Raw genomic sequence first — 12,303 nt, 5'->3', positions numbered from 1 at the left:
ATAACAGGCGCGAGAAAAAACGCTAACTGGGCTGAGTATTCTCAGGGGCAAAATCTGACAATTGGACTGGTTCGCCGTCACGGGTGCCAACTTTAGAGAGACCAACTATTCGTTCATTTTTCAATAAAAAGAGTTTCGACCCCGGTAATTGCTTCATCAGCAGCGACAACACTTTATGCATATCTTCGGGATGGCAATAACAGTCGAGATTTGAATAATATCCGAAATAAAACCTGTCTGTATCACACGATATATATGGCCTCTTGTGGGTCACTTTTATCATGTGGGGATGTCCACGCTTGATAGCACTTATTGAGGTGGTTTCTACATTTTTAAAACCAGTAAAAAAAAATGCCCCCCAGAGCCATTCCGCCTGCACCAATCAGCGCTGCTGGGCCTAAAAAGGCCACACCGACGATGCAAACCACTACCCCAAACCAAGCCAGCCCCCGCACTACCGCGTAGGCTGCATCCGGAATAGCATCATGATAGGTGGTCACTAAACCCTCGGTGGTGAGTCGATAGTGGTACTGTTTGTCGGCCAACCAGAGGTAGCGGATAAATGGCGCAAAAATCAGTGCCATGAAAAAAAAACCATACCATTGGTCAGACTCATACCAGTGCGCCACCAAGCCAATCAGCACCATTATACCGCAGGGAATAATGACAACGAGCCACCCCGTGCCATACACGGTCGCTACCTTAATATCCCACTCATAAAGGGTGGGCGCCTCACGCACCCGCTGCTGACGTAGCTTATTGAGCCAGTCTTGCTCCTCTTGGGGTAATTGCAGGAACTCACTGCGCGGCAGGTCTTCATACCGACTGTCGTCCAACGGTTGTGTCTCTTGCTCTGTCGACGCCAACTGCGGCGGCGCTGCTTTATTGTTCATCCTGTTACCTCTCGGTAGACTCTACTTGTAGCGTGGCCATCGCCAAGCAGTAAATCCAGTCATCCATTTTAAATCAGCAACATAATATGCTCTCGGCCTACCCTCAAGCGAATATTTACTTAAGCAGTTTTAAGGAAAGTAATAAAAGTAGCTAGATGGCCAGCGAGGGAAGTGGAGACTGATTTTAAAGAGTATGTTCAAAACTTATCTGAGTTCTGCAAGAGCACGGCATACAAACCTCAATATTTAATACTTATCCAAAACAAGAGTCGCCGTTAACAACTAGGTTATTGAGCTTGGTTGTATCTCGTTTCTGTTGATGAATAATTGACAGATATAATCATATAGTTAGAATGCCAAGCTGTTGAAACAGAACAGGTTGGCGTCAAATGAAACCAGATCTGGTTCCACATCACTAACGCTCTCAGTTGATCAAGTGAGTAGATCATACCGAAGCAATGCAGTTTTTCACATATAAACAATGGAGTGGTTATGCGTTGGTTGACTTGGTTGGTCATGTGCTGTTCTCTCACGGGATGTGCAACGATAACATCGAGAATGGGAGAAGGTTCAACTTGGGGTCATTCTTTCTCAAGTGTGCAAACGGCTGTTGATAATGGCGAGGAGTGTATGATTATCTCCGCGTTGGCGGCCCCGCCCTTGCTGCTCTTTACCATCCCGCTGACACTCGTTGATATGAGCAGTGCGTTGATCATCGATACTGTTATGCTACCTGCAGATTTAGCGATCACGCCCAGCGATCCCAAGCTCCACACCCCGCGACCCATGGTCTGCCGCTATGACTATAAGATTTAAGCATGATCGCACCCAATAAATAACCTCAAGTTGCCCGTGTGGCGGTGAATTAACGCCGGCATACGGGAACGACCATGTCGCGGTTTTCCTCCCAGAGTGTTGTGCCTTGTTAGTTGTAATTACGTAGTACAACCTAGCCTAGTAAGCCATTTTAAATCATTTAAGTTAGCGATTGGCTTTAATCACATCAAGTAACAACTTGATATCAGACATATTGTTATAAATATGCGGAGAAATCCGGATCCCCATACTGCGGGCGTCGACACTAATATTCGCGTTCGCTAATGCCGTCATCATTTGATGCTGCTGTTTACCAAACTGCAGAATAAGCGTACCGCTGCGCTTTTCAGTATCCCGCGGCGACACAAACTCATGGTCGAGCTCTTGCGCCACAGCATCAATCAATTGCTGATTGTATTTACGCAGCAACGGAGTACCTAAACCAGCAAGATAATGAATGCTATGGGTGGCAATGGCATAAGGCGCGATTGATGGTGTCCCTCCCCAAAAGCGCAGCGCGGAATGCTGGTAACGAAAATCATGGATATCAAATTCGAACGGATTCTCGTGGCTAAACCAACCCACATCTTTAGGCTGACAACTATCCAATATGGCGGGATTAACCCAAAGATAGGCAGCACCAGGGCCACCGCAGAGCCATTTCACACTCGAACCGATTAAAAAATCGGGTTGTAGGCGCGCGAGATCCAGCGGAATAATCCCCGCCGATTGCGCTACATCCACTAAGCTCAAACAGCCTCGCTCACGGGCTATGGTGAAAATATTGGCTAATGGCGCCTGCTGCCCCGTATTCGAGTAAGCATGGCTGACAAACACCAGATCCACATTGCGGCTGATATGCGCATCCCACACATTAGGGTCGGTGATATCGAGCCCTTTAGGAATAAAGCGTACTTCGCAACTGGCAGGCAACGCTTTTTTAAGGGCAAAACCCATGCTGGGAAAATCAATCTCACTCATTAACACAACGGCGTGTTCGCGGTTCAATCTGTCGAGGGACATGACAATTTTAGTCAGCGCACTGGAAAGATTGACCTGAGGGCAAAAATCCTTTTGGTGGCCGTTAAATAGTTTAGATAAAGCAAAGGTAAAATCATCAATCACACCCAACCACTGGCCCCAAGGTTCACGCCCCGACTCCTGCCAAGGCGCAAAAAAGGCTTCTTTAAAGACCTGCTCGGTCGATTTTAATGGCCGGCCAACGGAATGGTTTAATAGATATCCTGGACCTGCTAGGTAAAAGTCCTTTTTAAAATCTTCAAACATAGTGTTATCTCAAACTCTCTTTTAGCTTTTTAATATCACAATAACGAGTCCGAATATCGCTGCGTTGAGCGGCGGCGCGTCTGTCTCTGAGTCGCTCCAATGAGCCGAGTAGCACATGCAGTGGCGGACCACTGGCGGTAACTTTAGCTAAATGCTGCTGCTCCATACTTGTCGAAGGCTCAGCAATATATTTAGTCACTAACTCATTATGGTGCTGAATCGCAGTCTCGCCATGTAATTCGCAGACTTCGATGAAGAGTCGCAAGTTTTCTTGATACCAATCTTGGGTTGAGCAGTCTTTTGCCTGCAGGAAGTCATCCATCAAATTCGGCCGACGCATGCACTCGCGCAATATCTGCTGATCCTCTGGCATCATGTATAAAAACTTGTCCACCAGCATTTGCGAATAAGAAGCTTCGTTTGCAAAACAGAGACCTAGCGTTAAATCAATCACATTAATCCCAGCAAAATCCCCTGCATTGGCGCCGCGATAAATGACTGAGCCCACCCGATAAGGTTTGTAGTAAGGGCGAACACAGTAAAAGAAACGGTCCGTATCTAATCGATTAAATAATTGGGTATTCGACTCAATCACATCCTGTAATGCTTGTTTCGCGACTCGCAGTAAATCGTGACTGATGGGATGGGAAATGCCCAAAGGCTGGATCTTCAATAGCGCATCGGCGGCGCGTTTATAGGCCAAAATGCCTTTAGTGTTGTAATCCACAAACAGCTTTTCGGCGCTCAGATCGGTAAAGCGCTTATAAATGCCATTGTGGGCACGATTGTGCGTGGTTAAATGTGCGGTGGCAAAGCGCGGCGTGACGCCTATTGAAGCGCCAATATGCATGGCGAGCGCAGAAGCCTCAGCTAATGGCGATGTCGTTTCCCGCGAGGGCTCGGTAATTTCATGGCGCCGACAGGCCGCCATATACAAGCCCACATTGCCGAGTAAATCGAAGGCACTGTCGAAACCTTCATCTGTATTCCCCTCATCGAGCAAGGTCTTAATCAACTCTCGCCCTTCGCTCTCCAGCGCCAACTTAGCTTCTGCGCCGATATCGAGCACATTGGCCCGATCTGTTTGTTGGTAGTAAAGCTGTTCTAGCTCGGAATTGAGTTCCACAAAGCGGCTGCGGATCCAATCATCAAAGGCTTCGGTATTAAAGGTGGCAGGTTTCACGGGCTTATCCTTGAGTATTGTTATCGTTCTTTTAAACGGAGTGAGCTCAAAGCGTTAGCCCAATCCGTAAAACTCGTAACCAGAATGCAACTTATCGCCACGTGTTTCTAGCGTTAGGTCAAATTTCCGAAAAAACTAATGCCATTTTTTATTTACACCATGCGCCAGCGCAATTTTTCAAACACTTTTACTCCGCAGAATGTTCCTGAAGACACTCATCACTCAACTAATAGCTAAGCGGTAGTTCCGCAGAGGTAAATCGGATGATTTTAATGGAATTTATAGTAGTGCTTAGCTGCCTACTGCTAGGTACCCGCTACGGCGGCATGGGACTCGGCCTCATCAGCGGTATTGGCTTATTTTTACTGATTTTTGTTTTCGGTTTAGCGCCGGGACAACCGCCAGTGCAAGTTATGCTAACCATACTTGCAGTCATTGGCTGTGCAGCCGTATTGCAAACCGCGGGTGGATTAGATGTGATGATGCAGTATGCCGAGCGCTTACTGCGCCGTCATCCACAATACATCACGATTCTGGCGCCACTGACCACGTGGACGCTGACCTTCCTTTGCGGTACTGGCCATGTGGTTTACACCATGTTCCCGATTATTTCCGATATCGCGCTGAAGAAAAATATTCGCCCAGAGCGCCCAATGGCGGTGGCCTCTGTCGCCTCACAAATGGCGATTTGCGCTTCGCCTGTGTCGGTAGCAGTGGTGTCTATGGTGTCGATTCTGGCATCACAACAGGGTGTAGGCCGCGCTTACAATCTGCTCGAAATTTTAATGGTGTCAGTGCCAGCATCGCTTTGCGGTGTCATGGCCGCTGCACTTTGGAGTCTGCGTCGTGGTAAAGATTTAGATAAAGATGAAGAATTTCAAGAACGCATAAAAGATCCAGTCCAAAGAGCCTTTATCTATGACAAAAGCGAAACCCTGTTAAATCAAAAATATCCGAAGGAAGCTTACTGGGCAACGGGGATTTTCTTCACCGCTATCGCTGCAGTGGTACTGTTAGGTTCATTTAGTGAATTGCGTCCCGCCTTTGACGTTAAAGGTAAGTCGACCTTGCTCTCGATGAACTTAGTGATCCAGATGATGATGTTAATTGCAGGTGCTTTTATCCTGATGACCTGTAAAGTCAAACCGACCAACATCTCTAACGGTCCCGTTTTTAAAGCGGGCATGGTAGCAATTTTCTCAGTATTTGGTGTGGCTTGGATGAGTGATACTTTCTTCATCAGCCATATGGATGTACTGCAGGAAAACCTGTCCCATGTAGTACAAAGCCAGCCTTGGACCTATGCCTTAGTGCTGTTTCTCATCTCTAAGCTTGTAAATAGCCAAGCGGCAGCACTCACTGCAATCGCACCTATGGGACTCGCCTTAGGGGTCGATCCAAAACTCTTAATCGCCTTCCTCCCTGCAAGCTACGGTTATTTCGTGCTACCAACCTATCCAAGTGATCTGGCCTGTATCGGCTTTGACCGTTCAGGTACGACTAAAATAGGTAAGTTCATTATTAACCACAGCTTTATCATTCCAGGCTTTATCGGTGTAGCGACAGCATCGGCTGTCGGTTATCTACTCGCAACCGCTTTACTCTAACCGCCAAAATAACAAAGGCCGCTGATGCGGCCTTTGTTTTAGATAACCTTAGATCACACAAAAGTATTAACCTGTGCCAATATAAAACCCATACCCTAGACGCCCATATTCTTCAGAACATAAAATACACAGCCCGAAAGTGAGATAAGTATCTTACTCAACAACTCTTTTTAGCTTGTCGTACTAAAGATGATTAGACGCTTATCCATTCTATTAGCTTTTTTCGCGATACTGATGGGGCTCGTATACTGTGCCTACAGTCTGATAACTCGGATTAACTTTAATTCCCACCATCAAGTAGGAGAGGTCATCGACACTCTAAACGGGGTTAATATCTATTATAACGGAGGAGTTAATACCCATTCAGGACGCAACCTATCTATAGATGGTTATAACTTAGGTATTCAATATCAATGTGTTGAATTTGTTAAGCGCTACTTTTACCAACGCTACCAGCATAAAATGCCTGACGCTTTAGGCCATGCTAGAGACTTTTTTGATAACAAGTTAAGCGATGGCATGTGGAATGAAAAACGCGCTATGCGGCAATACACTAATGCGAGTCAGACCAAACCTATGCAGGATGATCTACTCGTGTTTTCTCCATGGATATTTAACCCCTACGGTCACGTTGCAATCATTGCCTCAGTTACCGATAGCAGTATTGAAATTGCCCAACAAAATCCCGGCCCCTTTGGCCCATCACGCGAACGGTTGGCATTAATTCAACAAAACGGCCTCTGGTATATTGATGCGCCTCGAGTAAAAGGTTGGTTAAGATGGCAGGCCCCGGAAATCACGGCATCCCCGATTGCAGAATCCGCAAATACGCCATTCACCAGTAAAGTTCACTGAGAAATAACAATAATGTCAGTATTAACTTGGATTAAACAACGCTTTGCGCGCAACAGTAATAGCCTCAAGCAATCTAGGCCACAAACTGAGTTACACACTGTTTTTCATCAAGCCCAGATGCCCAATATCAGCTTGCCAATCATACAAACCTATCCACTCGTTGTACCTATGGACAGAGCAGATATTTTTGCTTATCAATTGCATTGCTTGCTGACTTACCAAGGGAAAGAGGCCTTAAACACTTTACTTAGCCAGGCAGGCTTTAACACATTGCCCGAGCAAACGGTCAACTTTAACGGTTTTATCGAACATCCAACCCAAGCGACCTGCGTATTACTGAACCAATATGACGATTTTGCGGGTGTGTGCATAACCTTAGTGACCAATGACAAACCCTTGCTAGAAGCATTAATCAGATTCAAATCCACCCCGCCCAATCCATGGGAAAGCTTTCCTAATATCGATCCCGATACCCTCGGCAGTCTTCAAGGTAATATCGACTTTTGGTGCAGCTATTTTTGGCGCCCCTATTGGCTATCACTCTCAGAAACTGAGCGCTTGCAATATCCTGAAAATTGGCGGGAATTTAGCGAGTTTCATTAAAACTTAAGGTACGCAAACACTTAATGCAGGATAAAAAATGAAATTGAAATATGTTGGATTAGCACTGACGTTACTGCTACTTGGTGGTTATCTGATCCCTGAGTCACCCGCGATCCCAGTAAAAGGTGCCAGCAGTAAAGATTGGAACAGCCAAACCTTTTGGTATGAACCTTGGGGTCCATCGGGCGTTCACAAGGGGATAGATATTTTCGCCGCCAAAAACACCGCAGTGATTGCGCCTACGCCTATGCTGATCTTGTATCGAGGTGACTTCTTCAAAGGAGGAAATGTGGTGGTTGGTTTAGGTCCTAAATGGCAAATTCATTACTTTGCCCATTTAGCCCAAATTGAATCAGCCACAGGATTGATTGCCTACCAAGGTGACACTTTGGGCACTGTCGGCGATACGGGTAATGCACAAGGTAAACCGCCCCATTTGCACTATTCCATTTTGAGCTTATTGCCTAAACCTTGGCTGATGGATACTTCAACCCAAGGTTATAAAAAGGCCTTTTATCAAAACCCTATCGAGTATTTAACTGCACTATAGGCTTAACTACTTACTTTAATCAGCTTATTGGCAGTGCAATATCAAGCTGAGGTTCTGCGGTTTTTGATGGGGTTTCATGCTCAACTGCCGCAGCTAATGCTTCTCTCTCTGCCTTCGCAATATATTTAGGTTTATTGCTAGATTGCAGTTTGGCATTGGCCTTTTTTGCCTTGCTCTTCAAGGTTTGATTAATCTTCTTTTTACGGTTCATCAGAGTACCAATGCGAGATACGGTATAAAGGGGGCGCGATTATAGCCTTCCATCAACACGCCAGACAATCGAAAGCACTAAGGCAAACGCGTGATCCAATCAAATAATCAAACCTGCGACTAAAGCATAGGTCTCCTAAATCAAAGACAAATGCCAAACAAGGTAATGCCTTACCGACATGAACTCGCACTATATGCATGGCCTTTACAGTAAAACCTCTCGATACCGAGTGCTGTGTCGCAATTTATTCATACTGTCGTCAAATCATGCAATTTCCTGTATGGCGTGACTAGACAAGCTGTAATTCCTCCCCTAAAATCGCGAATAATAAAAATCGTTATCATTTGTAATACAATTTAATGGAATATTAACCTATGCCAAGGGAGCCGGTGTAACAAACTCATTCGCCCTTAGCAGGAAGTTATATGACATTCAAAACCTCGTTTGTTGCTTTAGCCGTATTGGCAGCGTTAACCCAATCCGCTGCGGCCCAAGATGCCACCGACAACAGTCCAAACAACAAAAATAAAGACATAGAAAAAATCACTGTCACCGCGAGTCGAATGGATAAATCCCCCAGCTCGATCCCCAATACTGTCACTATCATCGACCGCGCCCAATTAGAAGAACAGTTCCGCACCACTAAAGATTTATCGACTATTATCGGTAACTTAGCGCCTAGCTTTTCACCGAGCCGCCAGAAGATGAGTAACACAGGTGAAACCCTGCGTGGTCGTCCGCCATTGATTATGATCGACGGCGTGCCTCAATCGAACCCACTTCGCAGTGGTGGTAGAGAGGGACAAACTATAGATCCTGCCATGATTGAGCGCATCGAAATCATTCACGGCGCCAATGCCATGCACGGTCTCGGTGCCCAGGGCGGTATCATCAACTACATCACTAAAAAGCCTACAGGCGACAGCGAACAGGTTGCTAGTTTCGATGTCACAGTGCCTGATTCAATGAAATCCAATGGCTTAAGCTTTGGTGCTAGCTATGCGTTTTCTGGCGAGTCAGAATTTATCGACATGATAGGTTCGGTTAGCTACCGCAATAATGGCGTCTATTACGATGCCAATCATAACGTAGTGGGTGTCGACACGACTCAAGGCGAGTCGATGGACAGTCAAAGCAAAGACTTCTTCATCAAGCTTGGCCATAACTTCGATGAGTCACGCCTTGAATTAATGGTTAACCATTACAATGCAGACAACAATGGCGATTGGATGCCCGTTGCAGGTGACAAGCCCAATGGTGTACCCACAGGTGCAGTTAAAGAAACTCAGCCATGGGAAGCCGCCAACAACCAAGTGACCACCACAAGTTTGACTTACACCCACGCCAACATTGGTGGCCAGCAACTTAGCCTGCAACTCTTTAATCAAGATTTTAAAGCGGTTTATGGTGGCGGCTGTTTCGATAGCTTCTACGATCCATCCTTCGAAGGCAGCGACCAAGTCATCCAATGCGGTGTCGGCAGTAAAGGTGAAAGCTTGTACTACGAGCAATCGCGTAACTCTTCGGTTAAATGGGGTTTAAAAAGCGCCTTAATCGCTAAGGATATTGCAGGTTCAGGAATTGATGCGGCCTACGGTGTCGACCTTTTCCGCGACACCACTGAGCAAGATTTAGTAAAAACAGGCTTTTCATGGGTTCCCGAAAGTACCTATGACAACGTTGCGCCATACTTGCAGTTAGATTATGACTTAATTGAAAATTTAACCTTATCGACTGGTGTTCGTTACGAACATGCCGAGTTAAGTGTAGATGACTACAAAACCCTATGGGGTGCAGGCAATAAGCAAATTGCGGGCGGTTCAGCCACCTTCGATGAAACCTTATTTAACGTCGGTATCTCTTATAAAATCACTCCTGACATTCGTGTTTATACCAGCTATAACCAAGGTTTTGGCATGCCGGATATCGGCCGAATTCTGCGTGATGGTAAAAGCTTCCCCGGCGACAATCCCAGCATAGATGGCTCACTGGCACTCACGCCGATAGTCACAGATAACGTTGAAGTCGGCGCCGATTACCAAGGTAAATACTTAAGCGCTAAGCTAGCTTACTATCGTTCCGCCACTGATTTTGGTTCACGTTTGGCCTTAAATAGTGATGGTTTCTACGACGTGAAGCGCGAAAAGAGTGTGATCGATGGTATTGAAGCCAATGTCACCGCCTACATTACCAGCAATGATGATCTCGGCATGAATATCGCCTTCCAGCAGGGCGAATACGATTCAAATGGTGATAGCCAAGTCGATACCGATCTCGATGGTGCAAATATTTCACCAAACCGTATCAACCTGTTCTGGACCCATAGCTTCGATAATGAAATGTCGACCCGCGTTCAAGCCAATTACTACATGGACCGCGATTTTAAAAACGCGGCGGGCAATAAGTATGCAGAGTTTGATGGTTACACGACAGTCGATGCTTCCTTCTCAATGCCGCTTTACACTGGCACCCTGAGCCTAGGTTTGCAAAATCTATTTAATAAGGATTATTTCAATTATTACTCACAAACCATGGGTACGAATGATCGTTATTTCAAAGGGATGGGACGTACTGCAACAATAGGCTACACCTTACCTTTCTAAGTGAAAGGCCCATTTTGAAACATAAAAAAGCGCAATTAAATTGCGCTTTTTTATTGTGTGGAAGAAAGCAAATTATGCCTTGGTCACGACCCAGAGTGCGTGTAATAAACCAGGGAACCAGAACAGTAAACATAACACGATGTTTATTAGCAGATCTTTACCCGCTCCCGCCTTCAAAAATACAGCAACTGGGGGCAATAAAATCGCAATAATGACTAAAAGTAGTTTATTTGTATCCATAACAGAACATCCTCAAAACGGAGATTGTAGGCAAATCAACAAGATCTAACTTCGCAGGAAGACTCAGAATTTGCAAACCTTTTAGTTTGCAGGGCGTAAATAATCCCAGCCGCAGCCTAAATGAAGGCCCTTACCATTCCCTAAAATGAAAAAGGATATTCAACCCATTATCTGTCCAGAGTAGACTAAGATATCCACTAAACTCCAACCGAAAATCCCTAAAAGCATCTATAGTTAAAGAAAAATATGAAGTAAAAGAATGATATTTGATCCCCAAGCCTTATTACTCATCAAGTTTATTTGCCTGCTTACTAGCACGGCTGCCATCGCATGGGGACTCATTGCACAACCGTTAAAAATTGCCACTCAAGCCAGTATGCGCTTTTCTCTGGCGAACTTGTTCGTCCTCCTTGGCATCATACTCAACAGCCAACGCACCGAAGCCTCCAGTTACTTTTTTTGGTTCTGCTCGGATATGGCGATTTTATTTGGCTTCATTCTAGCGCGTTGGGGAACGAAGGCGCTTTTTAGACTCAAGCCCAGCGTAAAATCGGATCTTATTCTTTTAGCACTCACCGCTGGTGTGATGCTCTTGGTTCCACCTAATTTCAGCTCCGAACGCATTTTGGCCATCGCATTCTCAGCCTGCGCCGCGCTCATTTTCGCCATGTTAACTCGAGATAACTATCTTGCCATCAAACGCGATACGGGAAATCGAGTTGCCATCGCTATGGTCATGCCTTTAGTCGCCATGGTGGGTATTTTTATCATTCGTATCTTTATCGCCCTGCTTTCTCCCGAAGAAAGTCCGATGTTTATCGCCATGCACACGCAAGAAGCCATACCTGTGCTTTGGTTCTATGTCTTTCTGGCCCTATTGATCAATATCGTGATGATAGGTAATGCCATGACGCGGCTTGTCAGTAAAATCCGCCTGTTAGCGGAGCGAGACCAACTCACAGGCCTGTGGAATCGCCGTGCTATGCATAAGTTTTTAAACAATATCCATCAACGCTGGCTGCGGGATAAAGTACCTTACAGTATGATTTTATTGGATCTTGATCATTTTAAAGACATAAACGATCAATACGGGCACGATGCGGGCGATCTCGCTCTGCTGACGGCGGCGAGACTGTTTGGATCGGTATTGCGAGAAAATGACGCCCTATGTCGTCACGGTGGAGAGGAGTTTCTGGTGATTTTACCCGCGACCGATGCACCCGCCGCCAGAGCCGTTGCCGAGAAATTGCATCAAGTACTTAAGGACAATTCATTTATCTGGCAAGGTGTTACGATAAAAATCCATGCCAGTTTAGGTTACGCCACTATCTATCAAGGATGCCAGCCCGACAAGCTACTCATTCAAGCGGACCAAGCCATGTACCGCGCCAAATCCGAAGGCCGAGACCGTATTTGCCAAGCTTGCTAGGCTTTCGCAACATAACGCTGCAAAGA

Annotated in this window: 12 protein-coding genes; 7 read left to right on the top strand and 5 right to left on the bottom strand. The window is 45.8% G+C overall.

All coding sequences use genetic code 11. The features are described 5' to 3' along the window. Window positions 1-332 precede the first annotated feature (332 nt). Entirely contained in the window at window positions 333-836 is a 504-nt protein-coding gene (locus HGO26_RS22385; RefSeq protein WP_247651571.1) for a hypothetical protein, read from the bottom strand. Window positions 837-1,385: 549 nt separating this feature from the next. Here HGO26_RS22385 and HGO26_RS22380 point away from each other — a divergent pair. Next, window positions 1,386-1,709: a YceK/YidQ family lipoprotein gene (locus HGO26_RS22380; RefSeq protein WP_168826451.1), complete on the top strand. Its 324-nt coding sequence runs from the start codon at window positions 1,386-1,388 to the stop codon at window positions 1,707-1,709. Window positions 1,710-1,874: 165 nt separating this feature from the next. Here HGO26_RS22380 and HGO26_RS16075 read toward each other — a convergent pair whose 3' ends face one another. Both HGO26_RS16075 and HGO26_RS16070 read right to left on the bottom strand, forming a co-directional pair. Then, complete coding sequence (locus HGO26_RS16075; protein ID WP_168826449.1) at window positions 1,875-2,996, bottom strand: aminotransferase class V-fold PLP-dependent enzyme; 1,122 nt, start codon at window positions 2,994-2,996, stop codon at window positions 1,875-1,877. A 4-nt stretch (window positions 2,997-3,000) separates the two neighbouring features. Further along, entirely contained in the window at window positions 3,001-4,179 is a 1,179-nt protein-coding gene (locus HGO26_RS16070; protein ID WP_105251111.1) for a PrnB family protein, read from the bottom strand. 263 nt (window positions 4,180-4,442) lie between these two features. Here HGO26_RS16070 and HGO26_RS16065 point away from each other — a divergent pair, with 263 nt between their 5' ends. The 4 genes from HGO26_RS16065 (at window position 4,443) to HGO26_RS16050 (ending at window position 7,794) form a co-directional block, all read left to right on the top strand. Then, entirely contained in the window at window positions 4,443-5,786 is a 1,344-nt protein-coding gene (locus HGO26_RS16065) for an anaerobic C4-dicarboxylate transporter (RefSeq protein ID WP_105251110.1), read from the top strand. A gap of 189 nt (window positions 5,787-5,975) precedes the next feature. Next, window positions 5,976-6,641 carry a CHAP domain-containing protein gene (locus HGO26_RS16060; RefSeq protein WP_105251109.1) on the top strand — a complete coding sequence of 222 codons (666 nt, stop codon included), beginning with the start codon at window positions 5,976-5,978 and terminating at the stop codon, window positions 6,639-6,641. A 12-nt stretch (window positions 6,642-6,653) separates the two neighbouring features. Further along, the gene (locus HGO26_RS16055) at window positions 6,654-7,244 is read left to right on the top strand and encodes a hypothetical protein (RefSeq protein WP_168826447.1); all 591 of its coding nucleotides are present in this window, start codon (window positions 6,654-6,656) and stop codon (window positions 7,242-7,244) included. Window positions 7,245-7,281: 37 nt separating this feature from the next. After that, entirely contained in the window at window positions 7,282-7,794 is a 513-nt protein-coding gene (locus HGO26_RS16050) for a M23 family metallopeptidase (protein ID WP_168826445.1), read from the top strand. Window positions 7,795-7,813: 19 nt separating this feature from the next. Here the strand turns inward: HGO26_RS16050 and HGO26_RS16045 are convergent, their stop codons facing one another. Beyond that, a complete protein-coding gene (locus HGO26_RS16045) occupies window positions 7,814-8,005 on the bottom strand; it encodes a DUF2986 domain-containing protein (RefSeq protein ID WP_113941341.1) in 192 nt (63 codons plus the stop codon). A 425-nt stretch (window positions 8,006-8,430) separates the two neighbouring features. Here HGO26_RS16045 and HGO26_RS16040 point away from each other — a divergent pair, with 425 nt between their 5' ends. Next, a complete protein-coding gene (locus tag HGO26_RS16040; protein WP_168826443.1) occupies window positions 8,431-10,608 on the top strand; it encodes a TonB-dependent receptor in 2,178 nt (725 codons plus the stop codon). Between the two features lie 72 nt (window positions 10,609-10,680). On the opposite strand, the gene HGO26_RS16035 is transcribed toward HGO26_RS16040, so the two are convergent. Further along, complete coding sequence (locus HGO26_RS16035; RefSeq protein ID WP_006079767.1) at window positions 10,681-10,848, bottom strand: YqaE/Pmp3 family membrane protein; 168 nt, start codon at window positions 10,846-10,848, stop codon at window positions 10,681-10,683. A gap of 259 nt (window positions 10,849-11,107) precedes the next feature. Between HGO26_RS16035 and HGO26_RS16030 the strand changes: the two genes are divergently transcribed. Further along, window positions 11,108-12,277, top strand: a complete 1,170-nt coding sequence (locus HGO26_RS16030) for a GGDEF domain-containing protein (RefSeq protein WP_168826441.1) — start codon at window positions 11,108-11,110, stop codon at window positions 12,275-12,277. Window positions 12,278-12,303: the final 26 nt, after the last annotated feature.

It is taken from the genome of Shewanella oncorhynchi (assembly GCF_012584455.1).
GTDB lineage: Bacteria > Pseudomonadota > Gammaproteobacteria > Enterobacterales > Shewanellaceae > Shewanella > Shewanella oncorhynchi.
The sequence above is the reverse complement of the archived record's forward strand: the minus strand, read 5'-3'. Positions and strand labels throughout refer to the sequence as shown.